This is a genomic window from Streptomyces sp. A 4/2 (genome assembly GCF_940670765.1).
Taxonomy (GTDB): Bacteria; Actinomycetota; Actinomycetes; order Streptomycetales; family Streptomycetaceae; genus Streptomyces.
In genome coordinates this window covers 42,885-62,596 of record NZ_CALNVW010000044.1, presented here as the reverse complement: position 1 = coordinate 62,596, position 19,712 = coordinate 42,885, and the positions used below count along the sequence as shown (strand labels likewise).

Genomic DNA, 19,712 nt, shown 5'->3' with positions numbered 1-19,712 from the left:
CCTCTGAGGCGCTGAGCCCATAGCGAATCGAACAACCTCCACGCGCAGTGCCTACCGAAGTGGTGAACATCTGCTGTCCGTTCTGAGGTTCTGGCTCAGGTTGTGTGATCTATGCACTGCGAGTAGCGGCTGAACTCTCCGTGGGGTCTCGGAAAGTTGCCTCAAAACGAGCAGTGGCAGAAGTGACTGGGCCGACAGTTCGGAACTGTGAATAAGATCTTGCTCCGGCTGGACGAGTTGTTGTTCCCGTCGATCGCGGACGTCGCGGTGTTGTCGGTAGACGTGAATATCGCGATAGTGCGTGTTGATGTGCGGTGCACCGCCGCGGGCGCCCCGTGTCCGGGTTGTGGAGCGTGGTCCGCCCGGGTTCACGGCTCCTACGTTCGGTTTCCCGCTGATGTTCCGAGCGGGGGACGAAGCGTCGTACTCCGGCTGCGGGTCCGCCGGTTCACCTGCCGGAACGCCGAGTGTGGACGTCGCACGTTCGTCGAGCAGATACCCGGCCTGACCCGAAGGCACGGCCAGCGGACCGAGCGGCTCTGCTCGACCCTGGCCGCGATCGGTCTCGCCCTCGCGGGTCGGGCCGGCGCCCGCCTGGCCAACATATTCGGTGCGCCGGTCAGCCGCAGCACGGTCCTGCGGCTGGTCGACGCACTTCCCGAACCGGAAGTGCCCGCTCCGCGCGTGCTCGGCGTCGACGAGTACGCCACCCGCAAGGGCCGCTACTACGGAACTGTCCTCGTGGACGTCGAAACCCGCCGGCCCGTCGACCTGCTGCCCGACCGGGAGTCCTCGAGCCTGGCCGCTTGGCTGGCCCAGCGGCCAGGAATCGAGGTGGTGTGCCGTGACCGTGCGCCGTTCTTCGCCGAGGGCGCCGCCGTCGGCGCCCCGCAGGCCGTGCAGGTCGCGGACCGGTGGCGCCTCTGGCACAACCTCAGCGAGGCCGCCGAGCGGAGCATCGCCCAGCACCGCCAATGTCTGCGCGTCCTGGTTCCTGAGACACCTGGAACCCCCGAGACGGAGTCCGACCCTGCGGAGGAGTCGTCCGGCTCGCCGCGGCCGACCAGCCACCGGTTCGCCGACCGAACCCGGACTATGCATGTCACGATCCATGACCTGGTGAAGGCAGGGCACAGCCGCCGCGCGATCCAGAGGCAGCTCGGCAATGACAAGCCGAACCGTCAAACGGTACGCGGACGCCGCCAGGCCGGAAGACCTCTTCACCGGCCCGTGGCAGGCCCGGACCTCGGTCCTCGACAAGTACAAGACATACCTTGACGACCGCTGGAACGAGGGCTTCACCAACGCCTGGAAACTGTGGGAAGAGATCGTGCCGCTCGGCTATCAGGGCAGCTACCAGCGCGTTCGCGCCTACCTCCGCCTGAAACGCACCTCGCCGCGGCCCGTTACAGCCCGGCCGCCCTCGCCTCGTGTCGTCGCCGGATGGGTCCTCCGCCGCCCAGAAACCCTCTCCGAGACCGAACACCTCCATCTGAAGAACGTCCGGGCCAACTGCCCCGAGATCGACGCGCTCACCAGGCGCGTCCGGTCCTTCGCGACCATGCTCACCGAGCGCCAGGGCGAGCGACTGCCGGGCTGGCTCGACGTCGTGCGACAGGACGGCCTCCCCAGCCTCCACACGCTTGCCGCGGGCATCGACCGCGACCGTGACGCCGTCATCGCCGGCCTCACTCTTCCGTGGAACTCAGGTGTCGTCGAAGGGCATGTCAACCGGATCAAAATGCTCAAGCGCCAGATGTTCGGCCGAGCCGGCTTCGCACTCCTGCGAAAACGAGTCCTGCTCGCCTGATGTTGTCCATCAAATGAGTCATCCAGGCCAGGGCAGCCGCCCTCCCCACATCAGATTGCGGGGCGACGCAGCACGTCAGTGGGCTCCCAATCGCTCTTCCAAAAGGCTTCAAGCCCGTGCTCGTTGATGAACTGCCGCTCCACCTCGTGGATGGGGTACATCCCTTGGATGTTGATCACGTCGTAACCCGCGTGTCCCGGAACGCCAACGTCGATGCCCAGGCAGTCGTCTCTTTCGAGGACCATAGGCGTAAACACGCAGAATGCCGTCATCTCCGACTCCGGCACGATTCGCTCGCCGAAATCGATGGTGCTGCCGTAGCTGAAGGGACAGGTGCCACGGAGCTGCTCGGCAAGGAAGCCCACTGCGTGGGCCCAGATCACGTTGGTCGAGTTCACGCTGAGACAGAGCTCCGGCGAGCCATGCTGCCAGTCCGGATGTTCTGCCAGCGACAAGCCGTAGGTGAGCGCCGTGAGAAGCCCGTCCGGCAGGTCCTCGTACACGACCTCCGTCACACCACGAAGCCCGGGTTTGGACGACTCAACAGGGAAGAACCTCGGCTCAAGCCCCCCGGAGAGCCGATCAAGATGGGCGAGGTACTTCTCTACGCGACTGTCCATATAACCAGCCTGCACGATCACCCACACGCGGACGCCATCGGGGCAGCACCAGGAACGGTGTGCAACGGGTCCACAGAAGGTGAGCCAGAACCCGCTTCTAACCTACGCAGCCACACGCGAGACAAAACCGGAAACCATCCGCGCATCACGCGGGGAACACGGCGCGTCGGTCGCTTCCGTCGCTGCCGGACGGGAACCATCCCCGCGTCACGCGGGGAGCACCCCATGGCGAGCAGCGCGTACGCATCGGCCTGGGGACCATCCCCGCATCCCTTGGGAGTCACGGAGAACTCGTTCCTCAGGAAGTGAACACGCCAACACTGCCAGGCGGCACCGAGCATGATCAGGTCGAGGAGGAGCAGGCGGAGGTAAACACAACGACGGCCGCGGCACAGACGAAAACGAGTCGACGCAACGCCCCCCGGATCGTTCAGATCAGGACCCCGCAGGTAACGGTCGAATCGCAAGGGCCGCAATCGAACCCCTCTTGCCAGCTCGATCTCGCTACTCTGGCGCCCCTGTCGAATCTGAGGAGGAGGCCGTGAGGCGAGGGACATCTGAGTACGAGGCGGCCCAGGAGGCCATGGCAGAGATCCTGCTGTAGCGGGCCCGTAACGGGGACTGGCCGATCCAGTACGGGAAGCTGAGCAAGCTCCTGGAGGACGAGGGCCATAACATCCCGGCACACAGCGTGGAGATGGATCATCTCTTGGCCGACGTCTCCCACCAGGAGAGCACGGACGGCTCGAAGGCGATGCTCTCTGCCATGGTCGTGCTGAAGGAGAAGGGGGGAGCCCGGTGCGGGGTTCTACCGCCTGGCCCGAGAGGAGTTCGGCCGCAAAGGCGACAACGTGACCATCTGGGGCGAGGAGATGAAACTCCTGGCCCATGACTTCAGGCAGTGCTGAAGGCAGTCACCGAGCAGGTTTCACGCAGACCGGCAACCGGGGAGGGATCGGGGCCTGTGGGGTCTCCCGGGGGAGCTAGAGCAACTCGATCGCGGGCTCTCCGCAGAACTCGCAGTCTTCGCTGGGGACCCATAGGGCCTCGGTAATTCCCGGCATGGTCCCACGGATCACAGACTGGACACGGGGTTCTCGGCCCACCGGTCGACCTCCCCCAGGTAGTCAAGGAAGCCTTGGAGCCATTGGCTCAACGGATCCGGCTCGTGGGATGAAAATCATCTGGAGCCGAACTGAAGAGACTTGATGGCGGCGGGCTGCACGACGTCCGGCTCACGCTCGGCGATCTTCACGATTTGACACCACACCGTGTCCAGCGGCACCTGGGCGAGTGAGACCGTCTCGGAGTAGCCGCGGTAGCGCATGTCTGAGGCGGCGACGGCAGGACGGAGCCCTTTGTCCTTGGCCCATTGCTTGATCTGACGCTCGACCGCGCGTGCTTCAGTGCCCGTCGCGGAGTTCCAACGTGCAAGCACCGCCCAGCCGCCATACCCATGGTTGATGATGCGACGCTCGCTGTTCGCGATCCCCCACTTCAGCGCGCGGAGGCTCTCGTGCCCGAGGAGGTAGACATATGCGGGGGCCGTCGGGTTGAAGCCGTAGGTGGCACAGTTGCCACAACCACCCTGACCCCGCTCTATGTTCGCCAGCGAGGGGCCCGGATCAAGGATGGACCGGCACTCGCGGCAGCGCGACTTCCATGCACCCCGTCGGCTTCCGCTGTACGGTGCCAGGGGCTCGACTCCGGCTTCCACCATCCGACGACGGGCTTCCTCGTTCGACAGGGCTCGACCGGAGCAACTGGTGCACCTGCCGAGCCCGTTCTTCACGACGTAGTACGTCTTAACTGATGGTTTCAGAATGAGGTTCGGAGTCGTCTCAAGCAGATGATGCTGCAGGCGAGTTGGAGCAGACCGAGGTGGAGGTCGGCGCGTATCTCGTAGCGGATGCGGAGTCGTTTGAACTGGTGAAGCCAGGCGAAGGTGCGCTCGACCACCCAGCGGGTCTTGCCCAGGCCGGAGCCGTGCGGGGCCCCGCGGCGGGCGATCTTCGGTGTGATCCCGCGAGCCCGGACCAGGCGGCGGTATTTGTCGTAGTCGTAGCCGCGGTCGGCGAACAGTTGCCGGGGCCGGTGGCGGGACCGGCCGCGCAGGCCCCGGATGTGGGGAATCTTGTTCAGCAGAGGCATGAGCTGGGTGACGTCGTGACGGTTTCCGCCGGTCAGAGAGACGGCGAGTGGGGTTCCGTACCGGTCGACGATGATGTGGTGCTTGCTCCCCGGGCGTGCACGGTCGACCGGCGAAGGTCCGGTGTGATCCCCCCTTTGAGCGCCCTGACGTGCGAGCCGTCGATCGCGGCATCGTCCATCTCCAGTAGGCCGCCCTTGCGGAGTTCTGCCAACAGGACCTCGTGGAGGCGGGGCCATATCCCCGCTTCGGTCCAGTCCCGCAGACGCCTCCAGGCCGTCACTCCGCTGCAGCCGATCTGTTCCCCGGGGACATCCCGCCAGCTCACACCCGTGCGCAACACATAGACGATGCCCCGAAGCGCGGCACGGTCATCCGTCGGCAACCGGCCGGGATACCGGTGGCGCCGGGGCGGACGAACCGGCAATAGCGGGACAACGCGTTCCCACAGGCCATCAGGTACGAGATCAGCAGGCACACAGCAGATCCTGCCGACGCACCACCCAACTGACAACCCGCCAGACAAAGTTCATTCTGACGCGATCAGTTAATAGCTGCGGCGGTCCCGCACGCGGGTGCCGGCGAAGCTGCCGGGATCTGATTTTCCGAGCGTTCGCAGTGCTGCCGATCCAACTGGCTAACCGGCAGGCCAATGTGGGTTCGGCGTGCCGTCGTCGCTCATGTGCGCCCGTTGCCAGATTTCGTTCCAGTTGAACGGGGTCTCCGGCACGAACCGGTGCCGCTGCCCGCACGGACATGGCGCCAGCGCCCGCGCGCACCTACCGCACAGCTCGACCCAACCGTGCCCGGTCGAGTTCAGCACTCGTGGTCCCTCATCCCCGCAAGCCGGGCAGCCGGGCAGCTCGGCACCGTCCAAAATCGCGTTCTGCCGCCGGACGTACTCGGACAGTCGCAGCGACGGGTGGCGAAACGGGTCTTCGAACCAGGCACGGTCGGGGCTTTCCCGCCAGCTCTGCAGCCACCACGGCCGAGGGTTCGGTACAGCCCGCCGCCCAGCCTGCTTCTCCGCCCGGCGCTGCGCGGCGTACCCGTCTGCCCGCACGAGCCATAGCACCCGCGCCTCGTGCAGTTCCTCCACCGCCCGCGCCAGCGCATCCGGGTCCGCCTCCAACCGACGGGGGATCGCGGCGCTGAGCGTGAGGTGGTGGTATGTCGCCCGCAAGCCGTAAGGAGCAAAAACGGTGAGGCAAGTGCGCAACGCGCTGTGCCGCCGGTGGAGGGGGAGCCGGGCGTCGTACACGCGCGCTCGGTGGGTCAGGAAGCTGGTCATGGTGTAGGCACCATGTCCAGTGCCCGTGCCAGGGCGGCAGTGACGGCGGCAGCGTGTGCCGGCAGGTGTTGCTCAGCCCAGGTTTCGGCAAGGCTGAGGAAGTCCTGCACATCCTGCTGGACGCCGGTGACGAGCGTGCGTATCTGGTCTACCGACAGCTCGATCACCGGGCTGCTGTCCGTCTCGTGGGCGTCGAGCGTCAGCCGGACGATGTCGCCAAGTCGTTCGGCCATCGAGGACGGATCGTGGCCGAAGTAGAAGCAGCCGGTGCCGTTGAGCACCTCCAGCCAGTCGCGCCAGGTCTCCAGGCCGTTGCAGCAGCCCGGCTCGACGAAGACGATGTCGGTGGCGTTGTCGATCACCCGGAAGCCGCCGGCAGCGAACAAGTCAGGCATGGTGAGCAAGCCGTGCAGGAAGGTGCCGAGCGGGTCGGTCGGGCACGGCCCGTGCTCCTCCTCCGGCTCGAAGTCGTTGCAGTCGGCGATCTGCATAACCGCCGTGCCGACCTCCGCCGGAGTGAGCTCCCCGTTCAGCACGAGGTAGCCATATGACTCGTGCTCGCGAACAGGCCAGAGCGCGAAGTCGTCGGCTGCGGAGATCTCCAGAACGGGTTGCATCACAATCACATGGGGATGATGCCGGACCCACTGCTACACCGCCACGGGCTTTCAGCTGGCATCGGGCTGGGAACGGGGCCCGCTACCTGGTCAGTTTCGCGGTGCGCTCCGGGCAGGCGGCGCTGACATAGCGCATGGCGGTCTGCGCGGTGACCCCGAAAAGCCGCATCAGCTTGAGGGGATCACCGGTGGCAAACGCCTCGTTGAGTTTACCGACCGCGGGAGCTCGTGATTCGGCTCTGACCTGCGGCAATTCATAGACTACATGTCCGTGACGCCGAGTTGGGGTCGATGCTGTCGCTCGTCCGAGTGATCCGGGTGGCGACCATGGCTCGGCGGACTCTCATGCGTTGTGCTGCCGAGGATCAGTCGGTGGCGCCTGCCGAGCGGAGCGAGCGGCCGAGATCGCCGACGAGCAGGCGAGGGTGGCGCCGCCACCACCACATGTCGATGGGGTCGAAGCCACTGATCCGGTGGAACTGCGACAACGCGATGCCGTCGTCGAAGACGGTGGCAGCCCGAAAGCGGTCGTCGAGGGCTTTGATCTGCGGGGTCCATAGGACGATCTCGCGCTCAGTGAGGATCGGCCATGCCTCGTGCAGCCAGTTCCGGCTGTAGAGGTCGTTGGTGTACTCGTCGACCAGGTCGCTGTAACCGTCATCGACTTTGCCCACGAGCCAGGCCCACTTGTCGACCATCTCTTGGACGGTGAATGCCTTGCGCCAGCCGCGTTGATGCAGAACCTCGCCTGCGGCCTGTTTGTTGTGGGGCTCCATATGCTGGAGCCTGGCATACGGAACGGTCCGGTGACCACGGGTTTCCCCTGGTCACGGGACCGGACTGAGCGGTCCCCGGGTTGTCAGGTGCCCGCGATCTGGGCTTCGAGGTCGGCGACGCGCCGGTCTTGGAAGCGGAGGTTGGAGCGGGCGGCCTTGAGCCGTTCGTCGAGGGTGCGGTTGTCGGTGGTGAGCTGGCGGACTCGCTGCTTGAGTGTGGTGTTCTCGGTGGTGATCCGCTGGATGGCTTCCTCGGTCCATTCGGCCTGCAAGTCGCGGAGCTGGCCGAGTAGTTCGCCGATGCGGGTGCGCTGGGCGAGGATCTCGGCGTGAGCAGCCTTGAGGGCGTCCTCAGCGTTGAGTGCGCGCTCACGCCAGGTCGCCTCGCGCTCGTCGTCCTGGTCGGTGAGCGTCCGGGACCGGCGGTCTCCGGCGTCGGCCGTAGCGGAGGCGACTGCGGCTCTAGCCTCAGGATTGTCGTAGAGGAAGGTGCGGGAGACATCCGCGCGACGGGCGACGGCAGCAACGCTGACCCGGGCCCTCTCACGGCGGAGGCGGGTGATGGCCTCGTGGACCCGTTGGAGGGGGGTCTCGGTCTTGCAGCGGCGGGCTGCCAGGGCAGCGGCCGTGCGGGGCTCGGGGACGGCGGCGCTCGTCATGCGACGTCCTGTTCAGGGTCGACGTCCTCGCCTGTGCAGGTATCGCTGTACTCGCCCTCCTCGCCCTCGCTGCCCGCGTCGACGAGGTCGGCGGCGCGGAAGACGGTGGACCACACGCGGTGGAAGTAGTCCTGGGGTTTGCGCAGGTCCAGAGCGAGGGCGTCGTCGAGGAGGCCGAGGCCGGCCAGGGCCTTTTCCAGGCCGTCGATGGCGCGGGCTGTGGGCTCGACGTAGCGGTGGAGGTAGTCGGCGGTGGCGTCGTCCGGGGCGCCCTCGGCCAGCAGCCGCCACTGCTCGCGCTTGCGCCGCCAGTAGAGCAGGTCAGCGCCGGACAGCACGAACTTGTCGCAGTTGTGGCAGTCGAGGTTCCAGGGGCAGGCGCCGCCATCGACGACTGGCTTTATCGAGCAGCAGCTACAGGTACTGAGCGAAGGTCTCGCAGTGCCCGAGCCCTGTTGCCGCCACCTCGAAGTCGCCCTTGGCCGCAGACCGCCGGGCCGACGCGATCGACGGCAGCAGGTTCCGCAGCGGGCTGTCCTCGCCGGAGGCCGCGGCCTCTTCGATCTGGGCTCGCAGCGCGCGGTGGGCCTGGTCCAGGACCTCAGACCACACACCGCCGTACTCAGCCGGGTCGACTCCGGTCAGCCGTGTGAGCCAGAGGTCGGCGTGCGACTGAAGCCGTTCTTCCCCGGAGCGGTAGTCGAACACGGTGCCCGCACGGGTTCGTGTCGTCGTCCGGGTGGTCCGCGATGCCGGGCCAGCCGTCCAGGTCCACGGTGTGGACGGGGCACAGGTACGCGAGCCAGCCCGCGCCCGGCCCGGAGACCTGTGCGGAGCCTTGGCAGAGCACGGTGGCCTTGAAGGGGCAGTCCAGCAGGACGCGGAGCCCTCCGAGGTCGCGGTGGCCGGTGAGCTCCTGGACGATGGACGGCACTGCGGCTCCTTCGCGGGTCAGACCTCGATGTACGCGACGACGACCGGCACTATCTCGGGTTGCGGCGTGTTCTCTGCAGGTCGGGTTGATCTGGCAGCGTGAGGGACGTTAGGCATGTAGCCGGTGTCGGCTGAGCAGGACAACTGTCATGGGCCAACTTGGCGGACTCCCGTGCAGGCCAAGACGACGCTGGCATCCTTGGCGAGGAAGAGCATGAAGGCCCAGGATCTGTCGCGCGCGAAGATGCAGCCGATTCGCAACGGCGTGGTGCCGTACTGGGTGCGAATGTCGACGGTGGCTGACAAGGCGAGTGTCTCGGTGCCCCGTTTCCTTGCGCGCCGGTGGCGAGCGGCGTAGATGCTGGCAAGTTGCTGACCGGGGACATTGCCGTCCCAGATGACGAAGTCGCCTCCGCCGAGAAGTGCTGCCTTCGCCGGTTCGCAGGCTGCGGTCTGTTCGTTGAGCATCTCGGCCAGGGCTGCCCGGTTCATCTGCCCCCTTCCTGCCCTTGGTGCCGGAGCTCCACTCAGTCGTTGTAGTGGAGCCGCTGGCGGGTCCAGAGAGTGAGGTCGCTGCTGGTGGCGACGGCCAGGGTGAGGCCGGAGGGTGAGAATCCGGCGGTGCGAAGTTCTGAGTACTCCGAGTGGAAGACGTGCCACCATGCCTCTCCTGCTGGGCCTTTGTGGGTCCCGCCGTCTGCGGAGAGGATGACGCGGTCGTGGGGCCATTCTGGGCTGACGACGTCCAGGGTCCAGCCGTCGGGGGTGGTGCTGTGGAGGCCGCCGCCGAAGATACCGGCGATGCGGACCTGGGTGCCTTCGATCGGCCCGAGACCGGGGCAGGTGAGGTCTGGGTGGGCGTCGGGGGTGCTGATGTCGGGGTTGGGGTCCCGGTCGCGGGCGATCTTCTCGCCGGTGACCGCGGTGAAGAGCCCGTGGCCGTCGCTGGAGACGACCATGACGAGGTCGTGCCCGCTGTCGGGGTGGACTGCGAAGCCGATGCCGAGCAGGCCGCCGATGGGGGTTCTGCGGTCAAGTACCGGCTGCCATGGCTCCGGGGCCGGCATGACGGGGGCGGCGAGGTAGCGCTCGCGCAGCTTCTGCTGGTACTCCGTGATCAACTCGTCTCCTCGGTGCGATTCGCGTCGAGGGTCTCTCGCACAGCGGCCCAGGTCGACTCAAATTCATGCTCGGTGATCTCGGTAGGGCCGTCAAAGTCTTGCCACCCGTGCAGACTGCCCTCCGCGAGGACTCCATACGTCCGCTCGTAGGTGGTCATCGCCGCGAGGTCGGCGTGGTCCCGGACCTCGATGACCTCCGTCAGGGAAGCCGCAGCCACGGGCCGGCGCTGAGGTCCTTGCAGGTCGACCTGCCGTAGCGCCCCTCCGTTGTCGTCGAGTTCGATGTACGACCAGGTGTCGCTCTCGTCGTCGTAGGCGCGGATCCAAGGGGTCACGTTGGCATGATCTCGCGGCGGGAAGATGCAGGCGCCGGCGGGTCGACGGCCTGGGTTCCTTCGACGCGGGTGAGGAACGCGGCGAGCGCGCCAGCGGCTTCGGGCTCGGTGCTGGCGATCCGGGCCGTGAACGCCAGCTCGTCGACGTCGGCGCCGGGGGCCAGGCGGGCGAGTTCGGCGAGCAGCGCGGCGTGCGCGAGGACCGGCGGCGTCAGAAGGCCGGTTGCTTCCTCGCGGGCGGCCGGGTCGCGGTAGTGCCCGAGGTGCGCGGCCAGTACGTGCGCGAGCCAGGCGTCGACGTCGGCCTGGACGTACCCGCCGGCTCGCCGGGTGAGTTCGTCACGGACGGCTTCGTCGCCGTCGCGGGGCTCGGTCCGCTCCAGGGTGCCGAGCTCGCGCAGCGCCTGGAGCTCGTCGGCGCGGGCCGTGATCCGCATCGCTTCGCGCAGCTCGGCTTCCCGGGCGGCGGCGGCCGCGGCGTCGGCGGCGAGCTCGGCCTGGGCGACGTCGTCGGAGTCCGGGTCGTAGACGGTGCCCGCGGGCGCGGCGGCGAGCAGCTGGTCGATGCGTTCCCACTCCGCGAGCTCCGTCGGGCCGCGGGCGTCGTCGGCCAGGTCCTCGTGCCGGGAAGCCTGTCGGGCGTCGAACCGAACCGGGCGGCATCGAGGGCCGCCGCGATGGCACCGGCGTCCATGCCGTTCGCCCGGCGCCGTACGACGCGACGGCCGATGCGGGCGGGGTCGACCGGCTCTCGGGGCGAGGCAACGCGCGGGGCGGGCGGTCGACGGGTGCCGTCGCCGAGCGGCCACATCCTGGTCATCTTCGGCCTCGTATTCGTGGGACGGATTCGGAGCGGGCCACTGCCAGAGCGCTGTACGGCGGCCCGCAGATCTGTGCCGACGCACGGTTGTTGTCACCCCCGGACCACGCCAGCCTGCGGACTCCCGTGGACGAGGCACCGTAGTTGTCATTGGAGAAGCAAGCTACTTGTCACCAGCCCGCTCAAAGCAGGTCAGTTGTCACCACTCAATCTCGTAGAGCGTCGCGTTGGCTTTGCGGACGGCACCGAGAGGGCAGACGGGCAGCCGGTCCAGCGATCCTGCAAAGGCCGCCCTCCGATGACAGGATGTCCGTCGGGGAGCCGATTCGCGAGGTCACGGGGGGTATGAGTGGCAGGCATAGTGCTTGAGACGCTGGACGATGTGCCGTGGGAGCGGCTGGAGTCGGCGCTCGGGCAACACCCGGCCAAGGAGATGCGGCGAGCGCTGCGTCGCCTGGCGCTCAAGGGCGGTGCAGCGACCGAGGAAGACTGCTATCCCCTGTTCGACTGCTTCGCGCTGAGCACCGGACGCGTGGCCTCCGTCGCAACCGCCGCGCTGCCGTTCGTCGTTGCACTCGCCGACGATCCGGACATGGGCGCCCGGGCCACGCTGGTCCAGCTGTTGGCGAGTTTATCCAAGGCGGCGGCCGAAGCCGACCCGGGCCTGGTGGACGCGGGGTGGCATGAGGCATGGCGGGCCCAGCATCCCCGGATCCGGGCGCTGCTCGCGGATCCCCTGCCCGAGGTACGGAGGGAAGCCCTTCCCCTCGGAGAGGGGATCGGCGTGCTGCTGGAGCGGTGGCACGCCGAGACGGACCCGACGGTGCGGCTGCCTGTGCTGCTCGCGCTGGGGACCGCCGCAGCCGACTCCGCCGAAGCCGGGCCGGTGCACCGGGTGCGGGCGGTGGTGGCCGAGGCGTTGCGTACGGACGGCCCCGTCATGCGGGTCGCGGCCGTGCACGCCCAGGCCGCGTTCGATCCCCAGGCGTCGGTCCGTGAACTGGACCTGCTGGTGGCGGTCCTGTCCGACCCGGCCGTGCGTCCGCAGTTCGCGGCGGTCTGGTACGTGCCTGATATCGACAGTGCCTTCACCCGTGAGGATGTCATCTCCTGGACGGCCCACTTGTTCGAGGGTGCGCCACGGACGGCACTCGCCTTCGTCGTCCGGCTCATCGGCGCGGCGCGCCGGAACGGGGACACCCTGCTGTGCCGCGCCGCGCTGGACGAGGGATGGCAGCTGTTGATGGTCCGGCCGTCCGCGGCATCATCGCTGTTGCCGCTCGCGGGCGCGTTGCTCGCCGAGCCGGACGACGGCGTAAGGTACCGGGCGGCCCACCTGCTGGCCGTGCTCGGTTCGCGTGCGGCTCCGTACGCCGACGAGTTGGCCGCCCTCATCGACGACCCGGGCGAGGCCAAGTTTCTTGAGGGCACCATCGGCGACCACGCCCGCTGGGCGCTGACCCGCATCGGCGACGAGCGCGCCCTGCCGGGGCTGGTCGAGCGACTGTACGCGCCGTACCGGGGCCAGTACTCCCGCGGGTACGTCTCGGGCGACCCACACCTGCCAGCGGTCGAGGACGTCCTGACCCCGCTACGGGCGCACGCGGAGGACCTGCTGCCCGCGGTGCGGAAGCTGCTCCGGGATGACGACGTGGGCGGCTCGCTGACTTGCTGCTTCTTGGAAGTCCTCAAAGCGTGGGGGCCGGCCGCGGCGCCCGCGCTGCCGGAAGTGGTGGCCCTGCTGGACGACACCCGGTACTCGTTGCACGCAGTCGATGCGCTGGTGGCGATGGGGCCAGCTGCAAAGTCAGCCGAGCCCGCCGTGCGCCGCTGCACAGTCCTCGACTCCCCCGGCAACCATCACAAGGCGGCGTGGGCAGCCTGGCGCCTGGGCGCCGACCGCGACGCGGCGCTGCAGCTCATCGGCGAGGCGGTGCTGACTGAGGAGGGGCCGCTTTACGGCCCGGTCGGCCTCCTCGGCGATTTCGGACCGGCGGCCGCGCGCTACGCCGACCGGGTGCGGCGTGTCATGGAGCACGGTGACAGTTGGCTGCGGCTGCGCGCGGCGGTCGCGCTGTGGTCGATCACTGGCGATCCGGAGCCGAGTGGATCCGTCCTGGAGGAGTATCTCCTTCCCGTCGCCGATGGCGGCGACGCCTACGGCTTCTTCCTCGACGCGCTGCGCGCCCTCGCCAGGATCGGCACGGTCTCTCCGGCGGCACGCGCAACCTTGCGTACGGTGCGGGGATCCGACCAGCGGCTGTCGACGTACCGGGACTACCGGGCCTTCATTCAGCACGAGGAGATCCGGTCCGCGATCGACGACGTCCTCGCCCTGCCGTGACGATCGACCAGTGGCCGGTGCCGACAGCAGGAGGACGTTACCAAGCCGAACGCTGAGCTAGGCGCCCAGTTCGTGGAACCCCAGAGCTGCAGCGACAGGGCCGTGATGGATAGGGCCGTGCTCTCCACTGCGGAAGCAACCCGGCATCGAGGGCATGGGCCACTGCTGCGGACGCCACGGCCCTGGGCCCACTGCACACGCCGAGCAGCCCTGCCCGTGACAACAAGCGTGCCTGTGTGACAACTATCTTGCTTCGGCTCAAGATCTGGTTTAGAAGCCATCTCAATTGGCTCGGTACTCTGTTGACCATGGTGGGGATTGTTGAACGGCTGGTGCCGGAAGAGTTGTGGGAGCTGTTTCAGCGGGTGGTGCCAGAGGCGCCGTCGCGGCCTCAGGGTGGCGGTCGGCGCCGTCACAGTGACCGCGAGGTGCTGGCCGCGATCGTGTTCGTGGCGACGTCGGGATGCACGTGGCAGCAGGTGCCCTCGGCAGCGTTCGGTCCGTCGGGGGCTACGGCTCACCGCCGGTTCACCGAGTGGACGAGGGCCCGGGTGTGGGCCAAGCTGCACCGTCTGGTCCTCGATGAACTGGGCTCCCGCGGTGACCTGGACTGGTCCCGGTGTGCGATTGACTCAGTGAATATGCGGGCTCTGAAAAGGGGGATCTGACAGGTCCGGATCCTGTCGACCGGGGTAAGTACGGGTCGAAGATCCACCTGATCACAGAGCGGACCAGTCTGCCCTTGTCCGTCGGGATTTCCGGTGCCACCGTCCACGACAGCCAGGCGCTGATCCCACTCGTGAAGGGCATACCGCCGATCCGGTCCCGCCGCGGCCCTCGCCGGCGCAGGCCCGCCAAGCTCCACGCCGACAAGGGCTACGACTATCGCCACCTGCGGCGATGGTTACGTGAGCGCGGCATCCAACAACGCATCGCACGCAAAGGGATCGAGTCTACGCAGCGACTTGGCCGCCACCGCTGGACTGTCGACCGCACCATGTCCTGGCTCGCCAGTCCTGGCTCGCCGGCTGCCGCCGACTCCACCGACGCTACGAACGCAAAGCCGACCACTTCCTCGCCTTCACCAGTATCGCCTGCACCCTCATCTGCTACCGCAGACTCACCAATTGAGATGACTTCTTAGATCAAGACCCCCGTGTCAACAACGCTCGTGATCAATACATCTAGCTTGACTCTGTCGGGGATCTTGGAGCTGTCGAGGTCAGGTGCGCAGGGTTCGCCAGGATTTCGGTCGGGGTAGCTCGCGCTGGTCGAGGTAGTTCTGGAAGGCAGTCGGTCGGCGGGGTGCAGGTGCTTCCTCAGCCGGTGGCAATCTGCTGAGGCGCTCGATGTTGACGGCGATGGCCGTCAGGACGTGTTGGATGGGGGCTTTTCCCTGTCCGCGGTAGCGGCAGCGTCGCATGCCGTGTCCGTGGGCGAACTCGTTGACCGTGCCCTCCACACCGGAGCGGACCGCATAGCGCGTCTTCCACTCGGGCGTCTGTTGCTGCTGGCGGGTGGGGTTGCCTGGCCGTGGTCCGGTGGCGGTGACCTTGTGTTCTCGGGCGACTTGTTCCAGGTGGGGCAGGGAGGTGTAGCCGCTGTCGACGAGATGCTCGGCGGGCTGCAGGCAGCGACGGGCCAGGCGTGTGTGGATGCCGGGCAGGACCTTGCTGTCGTGTGTGGTGGCTGCGGTGGTGGCCACGTCCGTGATCACGTTGGGGCTGTCGGGAGCACAGGTCTCCGTCAGGTGAGCGGAGAACCCCTTCCAGCTGATGATGTGTCCATGGCGCGCGTAGCGGGCCGAGGTGTCGTAGGGAGAGACGACCGCCCGGGACGAGGGCGGCAGCCCGGGCCCGCCTTCCGATTCGGCGGTGCGCCAGCGCAGGTGTCCTGCGGCGTCATGGTGGTAGTTCTGCACGATGATCTGGCGCAGGGCCTGGACGCGAGGGCCGGACGCGCGGCCCGCTCCGTGCTGGTAGAGGTGTTCCAGGAGCCGGACGGCATCGTTTCCGGTGGCAAAGATCCTGGTCTTGGGCTTGGTGGGGTTCTTGCCCAGGCGGACTGGCCGCCCGTAGCGGCGTCCCCAGTCCTCGTCGACCAGCTCGTCCAGCAGGTGAGGGGTTGTGCCGGCAACTTCTTCCAGTGCGGCGCGGACCGCCTCGGTGATCAGCTCCAGGCGGGTCAGGTCCCGCACCAAGGCCAGGACGTGGGTGGAGTCGGTTCGCTGCGTGGTGCGCTCGCGCACCAGTCCGGCCTCCTTGAGGCGGGCCAGCGCGAGGTCGAGGAGTCGGTCAGCACGGTCATCTTCGGCGAGACGGTCGCGGAAATCGGCCAGCACACTGTGGTGGAAGCCGGGGTCGTCCAGCTCCGTGGCCATCGTGTACTTGAAGTCGATGCGGCAGCGGACCGCCTCGGCGGCCTGCCGGTCCGACAGGCCGAGCAGGAACTGCAGCACGCAGACGGTGGCCAGTTGAGCAGGCGAGAGTCCCGGACGTCCGTCACGTGGGTACCAGTCGGCGAAGTCCTCGTCGCACCACAGTCCGTCCAGCCGATCGCGCACCCATATCGCCGTCGTACCACCCGGGTTGCTCGCCCGCGCGATCCGCGCGGTCAGAGACGGTACGTGCTCACCGGAACGCGGGCGCAGGGACAACGGGCACCTCGACAGCTGCATCGGTCATCGGAACCATCCGAGCATGCCCGCTGATCATGCTGGCCCACTGGGAAACTCCAAGATCCCCGACAGAGTCAAGCTAGAGCGCGTATCTCCCGTTGGCTGGCAGCTTCCGCCGCGCGCCGTATCTGATTCCTGGTCCCTTCAGTCCCTCCTGGTCTCCCTTCACACCCTCCAACACATCGAAATCAGACGTTACATACCGATTTCTTCAGGGTCTGGAACACCACCATCGCAGCGTGGAACCTCCCGCGAGCGCGCGGGGCGCGGCTCATGGGGTCTTCGGTTCTACACGGGGTGCAATCTCTGCCAGCCATCTCGACAGGGGCCGAGGGACGGAACGCGGGCATCAGCCCCTCCCTTCAGTCCCTCGGCGTACCTGCAGGTCAGAGCAGGACGACTAGCTCGGAAGGGACTGAAGGGACTCAAATCTCTCATTATGAGCCAGTCTCCATAAGCCAGTAGGACGAGTGGGACAGGTTTCACGTGCCTGCGTACACCCGCACACGTAGTGGCGTTATAACTCAGGATTTGAGTCCCTTCAGTCCCTGAAGCAGGCCCCACATGTCCTCTGACCTTGCGTTTTACGCAGGGACTGAAGAGGAGGGACTGAAAGCGATCCGGTCTCTGTGCCCGGGCAACAGACAGCCCCCAGTGGGCCAAGCTCCTGGAACAGTCGACTGGATCAAGCTGATTCAGTCGTGCCCGTTGACCTGTCTCTCCAGAGCGGGGAGAAGTGACTCTTGCCTTGCTCGCAGGGCTTCCGATGCGACTGTCAGCGAGAACCCTCTCGGGATGGCTCAGGCAAGGGCAGTCGCCGCTCAGGGCAGTCATTTCCAACCGAGTTACACGGCAGAGCCCAGCGGTAGCCACGAAAAGTAGTGCATAGATGCATCACCTGTCCTGCCCGGAAAGCGAGCTGACTGCCGGTCCGGAACTCACCTTCTTGGGGACCTGACGCAGGGTATGCATCGCGGTCGGTGCCGCGTCTTCCCAGATGGCCAGGCTTTGGTTGAGAGGGCGCCAGCAGGGCAGTCGAAGCGCAGGCGTTGCCGCCGGACAGGCAGGCAGAAAGTCCCCACCCAGCCCCCCGGGGCTTTTCGCACGACGATGTCGAGGCGACGTTCTTTCTCCCCGACCTGGACAAGGAGATCTACGTGGAGCCGGTACCAGCCGGTGTCCTCGTTCCACGCGACAAGCCGCCGCCACCACGTCATGCCCGAACCGAAGCCCAGCTCCTGCGGCAGTATTCCCACGGGTCACTTGAGGGTGGGAGCAGGCGCTATTCCAGCCCGGCCGCGTGATCGGGTACGTACGTCTGCAGGTCCCGGGGCGGCCGCTGATAGCCGGTGGCCGGCGGCCGGGGAGGCAGCGTGAGGGCCGCCGGGGTGACGTTGTAATAGGGCATGGTGGACAGCAGATGGGCGATCATGTTCAGCCGGGCCCGGCGTTTGTCATCGCTTTCCACGACGTACCACGGTGACTCCGAGATGTCCGTGTGCACGAACATCTCGTCCTTGGCGCGTGAGTAGTCCTCCCACCGGGTCAGCGACTCGAGGTCGATGGGGGAGAGCTTCCAGCGGCGGGTCGGGTCCTTGAGCCGGCGCCGGAAACGCCGCTCCTGCTCCTCGTCGCTCACCGAGAACCAGTATTTGCGCAGCAGGATCCCGTCCTCCACCAGCATCCGCTCGAAAGCCGGGCACTGCCGTAGAAACAGTTGGTACTCGGAGGGGGTGCAGAAGCCCATGACCCTTTCGACGCCGGCCCGGTTGTACCAGCTGCGGTCGAACAGGACCATCTCGCCGGCCGCGGGCAGGTGCTCCATGTAGCGCTGGAAGTACCACTGAGTCCGCTCACGCTCGGTGGGCCGGGGAAGTGCCACGATCCGGGCCGCCCGGGGATTCAGATACCGGGTGACACGTTTGATCGCGCTTCCCTTGCCGGCCGCGTCGCGCCCCTCGAAGACCACCACGAGCCGGGCGCCCTCGGCACGCACCCACTCCTGTAGCTGTACCAGCTCAGTCTGAAGCCGGTGCAGCTCCCGCTCGTATACGGGTCGCGGCAAACGTGCACGCTTCCCGTTGCCCGGTGACTCCGCCATGGGACGACCCTACGAAGGATTGCCGTCCCTGGCTCAGGCAGGAGGGCCGAACGGGGTCCGTGAAGCTCGCCTTCAGACACAGGTCTCCCAGTTACGAGAGACCCCGCCCGTCAACAAGGCTCGTCCGTTCTGTACGTGTGTGCGGTGTATCCCTTGGCAGAGCGGGAACGACGGACGCGTTTCACTGAACCCACGCTCGGACAGCGAAGCCGAGCACGGCGTGGCTGACGCGTTTTCACCCGCCCGGTGAAGAGGTCCCGACACCACCGGCCCCCGTTTGCCCCCGGCCGGCAGCCACCGCACAGTTGAGTCATGACGTTCGCCGCCTCCGCCGCGGAGGTACAGAGTGGCTGGACCGTCGAGACACCGGGGCCGATCAGCGGTGGTCCTCTGATCCGCAGCCGAAAGCCAACACCCGTCCCGGGCCCAGGTGATCTGCTGCTGCGGGTGGAGGCCTGCGGTGTCTGCCGAACGGACCTTCATCTGGCTGAGGGGGACCTCCTGCCGCGCCGGCCATCGACCGTGCCCGGCCATGAAATCGTTGGCCGGGTGGTCGCCGTGGGCGAAGCAGTGACCTCGTTCCGTACCGGTGACCGAGCGGGCGGGGCGTGGCTTCGTGGCACCTGCCAGAGGTGCCGCTACTGCCGGTCCGGCAGGGAGAACCTGTGTCCCGGGTCCACCTACACCGGGTGGGACGCGGACGGTGGCTTTGCCGAACTGGCCTTGGTGCCAGCAGCCTTCGCGTACTCCCTCCCGGAAGCTCCGGATGCCACTGCGCTGGCACCGCTCCTGTGCGCCGGGATCATCGGCTATCGTGCGCTTCGTCGCAGCGCACTGCCCCAAGGCGGGCGGTTGGGTATCTACGGCTTCGGGGCATCGGCCCATCTGGCGGCCCAGGTGGCCATGGCCGAGGGGGCCACCGTCCATGTGCTGACGCGGTCGGCGCAGGCACGCACGCTTGCGCTGGAACTCGGTGCAGCTTCCGCGGGCGAGGCGTACGACCTCCCTCCCGAGCCCCTGGACTCAGCGATCCTGTTCGCCCCCGTGGGCGACCTGGTGCCGGTGGCGCTGGAGGCGCTGGACCGCTCCGGCACGCTTGCGATCGCCGGGATCCACCTCACCGACGTTCCGGTACTCAACTACCAGCGCCACCTCTTTCAGGAGCGGAATCTGTGCAGCGTCACGTCCAACACCCGGCAGGACGGCCGTGACTTCCTGGCCCTGGCCGAACGCATCGGTATCCAGGTCACCGTGAGCCCCTACCCGCTGAGCCAGGCAGATCTGGCGCTCGCCGACCTGGCGGCCGACCGTGTCCACGGTGCCGCCGTGCTCGTTCCCGACTGAGCCGGCTTCCGGGCAGATCGGGCCATCAGGCGCTGCCCGGTGGGTGGTGAACCGGTGGCCCCCCGGTCTCACCCGCGGGTGGCATCACCGGCGAGGACGGTTCGACGTCGCCTGC

Annotated in this window: 19 protein-coding genes and 3 pseudogenes; 5 read left to right on the top strand and 17 right to left on the bottom strand. The window is 67.4% G+C overall.

Annotated elements, in window-relative coordinates:
* The first annotated feature begins 207 nt into the window (after positions 1–207).
* A complete protein-coding gene (locus NBY69_RS30385; protein ID WP_308409514.1) occupies positions 208–1,278 on the top strand; it encodes an ISL3 family transposase in 1,071 nt (356 codons plus the stop codon).
* Positions 1,166–1,810, top strand: a complete 645-nt coding sequence (locus NBY69_RS30380; RefSeq protein ID WP_250305101.1) for a transposase — start codon at positions 1,166–1,168, stop codon at positions 1,808–1,810. Before NBY69_RS30385 ends, NBY69_RS30380 begins: the two co-directional genes overlap by 113 nt.
* Positions 1,811–1,860: 50 nt before the next feature.
* Here the strand turns inward: NBY69_RS30380 and NBY69_RS30375 are convergent, their stop codons facing one another.
* The 13 genes from NBY69_RS30375 to NBY69_RS30315 all read right to left on the bottom strand — a co-directional run bounded on the left by NBY69_RS30375 (position 1,861) and on the right by NBY69_RS30315 (position 11,120).
* Entirely contained in the window at positions 1,861–2,430 is a 570-nt protein-coding gene (locus tag NBY69_RS30375; protein WP_250305100.1) for a suppressor of fused domain protein, read from the bottom strand.
* Positions 2,431–3,610: 1,180 nt separating this feature from the next.
* A complete protein-coding gene (locus NBY69_RS30370; protein WP_250305099.1) occupies positions 3,611–4,150 on the bottom strand; it encodes a hypothetical protein in 540 nt (179 codons plus the stop codon).
* Positions 4,151–4,248: 98 nt separating this feature from the next.
* A protein-coding gene (locus NBY69_RS30365) for an IS5 family transposase (RefSeq protein ID WP_250305098.1) occupies positions 4,249–5,057 on the bottom strand; the annotation gives its coding sequence in 2 pieces (ribosomal slippage) (positions 4,249–4,718 and positions 4,718–5,057; 810 coding nt in all).
* Between the two features lie 159 nt (positions 5,058–5,216).
* Positions 5,217–5,870: a hypothetical protein gene (locus tag NBY69_RS30360; RefSeq protein ID WP_250305097.1), complete on the bottom strand. Its 654-nt coding sequence runs from the start codon at positions 5,868–5,870 to the stop codon at positions 5,217–5,219.
* Entirely contained in the window at positions 5,867–6,487 is a 621-nt protein-coding gene (locus NBY69_RS30355) for a hypothetical protein (RefSeq protein WP_250305113.1), read from the bottom strand. The genes NBY69_RS30360 and NBY69_RS30355 overlap by 4 nt, the downstream gene beginning before the upstream one ends.
* 365 nt (positions 6,488–6,852) lie before the next feature.
* Complete coding sequence (locus NBY69_RS30350; protein WP_250305096.1) at positions 6,853–7,263, bottom strand: hypothetical protein; 411 nt, start codon at positions 7,261–7,263, stop codon at positions 6,853–6,855.
* A gap of 83 nt (positions 7,264–7,346) precedes the next feature.
* On the bottom strand, positions 7,347–7,922 hold the full coding sequence (locus NBY69_RS30345; RefSeq protein ID WP_250305095.1) for a DUF6262 family protein: 576 nt from the start codon (positions 7,920–7,922) through the stop codon (positions 7,347–7,349).
* The gene (locus NBY69_RS30340) at positions 7,919–8,260 is read right to left on the bottom strand and encodes a hypothetical protein (protein ID WP_250305094.1); all 342 of its coding nucleotides are present in this window, start codon (positions 8,258–8,260) and stop codon (positions 7,919–7,921) included. The genes NBY69_RS30345 and NBY69_RS30340 overlap by 4 nt, the downstream gene beginning before the upstream one ends.
* A gap of 76 nt (positions 8,261–8,336) precedes the next feature.
* Positions 8,337–8,630 carry a hypothetical protein gene (locus tag NBY69_RS30335; protein ID WP_250305093.1) on the bottom strand — a complete coding sequence of 98 codons (294 nt, stop codon included), beginning with the start codon at positions 8,628–8,630 and terminating at the stop codon, positions 8,337–8,339.
* 372 nt (positions 8,631–9,002) lie between these two features.
* Positions 9,003–9,347, bottom strand: a complete 345-nt coding sequence (locus tag NBY69_RS30330; protein ID WP_250305092.1) for a hypothetical protein — start codon at positions 9,345–9,347, stop codon at positions 9,003–9,005.
* 35 nt (positions 9,348–9,382) lie between these two features.
* Complete coding sequence (locus tag NBY69_RS30325; RefSeq protein WP_250305091.1) at positions 9,383–9,976, bottom strand: hypothetical protein; 594 nt, start codon at positions 9,974–9,976, stop codon at positions 9,383–9,385.
* Positions 9,973–10,311 (bottom strand): hypothetical protein, encoded by a 339-nt coding sequence (locus tag NBY69_RS30320; RefSeq protein WP_250305090.1) that lies wholly within the window; start codon positions 10,309–10,311, stop codon positions 9,973–9,975. The genes NBY69_RS30325 and NBY69_RS30320 overlap by 4 nt, the downstream gene beginning before the upstream one ends.
* Positions 10,308–11,120: a hypothetical protein gene (locus tag NBY69_RS30315; protein WP_250305089.1), complete on the bottom strand. Its 813-nt coding sequence runs from the start codon at positions 11,118–11,120 to the stop codon at positions 10,308–10,310. Before NBY69_RS30315 ends, NBY69_RS30320 begins: the two co-directional genes overlap by 4 nt.
* A gap of 360 nt (positions 11,121–11,480) precedes the next feature.
* Here NBY69_RS30315 and NBY69_RS30310 point away from each other — a divergent pair, with 360 nt between their 5' ends.
* Positions 11,481–13,475, top strand: coding sequence for a hypothetical protein (locus tag NBY69_RS30310; protein ID WP_250305088.1), 1,995 nt, complete (start codon positions 11,481–11,483; stop codon positions 13,473–13,475).
* A 57-nt stretch (positions 13,476–13,532) separates the two neighbouring features.
* Here the strand turns inward: NBY69_RS30310 and NBY69_RS30305 are convergent.
* Positions 13,533–13,659 (bottom strand): annotated as a pseudogene (locus NBY69_RS30305) (GNAT family N-acetyltransferase); the annotation flags it as partial.
* Between the two features lie 124 nt (positions 13,660–13,783).
* On the opposite strand from NBY69_RS30305, the pseudogene NBY69_RS30300 reads away from it, so the two are divergent.
* A pseudogene (locus tag NBY69_RS30300) lies at positions 13,784–14,606 on the top strand (IS5 family transposase).
* Between the two features lie 91 nt (positions 14,607–14,697).
* Here the strand turns inward: NBY69_RS30300 and NBY69_RS30295 are convergent.
* The 3 genes and pseudogenes from NBY69_RS30295 to ppk2 form a co-directional block, all read right to left on the bottom strand.
* Positions 14,698–16,152 (bottom strand): transposase, encoded by a 1,455-nt coding sequence (locus NBY69_RS30295; protein WP_250305087.1) that lies wholly within the window; start codon positions 16,150–16,152, stop codon positions 14,698–14,700.
* Positions 16,153–17,297: 1,145 nt separating this feature from the next.
* Positions 17,298–17,399: pseudogene (locus tag NBY69_RS30290) on the bottom strand (IS5/IS1182 family transposase); the annotation flags it as partial.
* A gap of 35 nt (positions 17,400–17,434) precedes the next feature.
* A complete protein-coding gene (gene ppk2, locus NBY69_RS30285) occupies positions 17,435–18,253 on the bottom strand; it encodes a polyphosphate kinase 2 (protein WP_250305086.1) in 819 nt (272 codons plus the stop codon).
* 312 nt (positions 18,254–18,565) lie between these two features.
* Here ppk2 and NBY69_RS30280 point away from each other — a divergent pair, with 312 nt between their 5' ends.
* Positions 18,566–19,597 carry a zinc-dependent alcohol dehydrogenase family protein gene (locus tag NBY69_RS30280; protein ID WP_250305085.1) on the top strand — a complete coding sequence of 344 codons (1,032 nt, stop codon included), beginning with the start codon at positions 18,566–18,568 and terminating at the stop codon, positions 19,595–19,597.
* Positions 19,598–19,712: the final 115 nt, after the last annotated feature.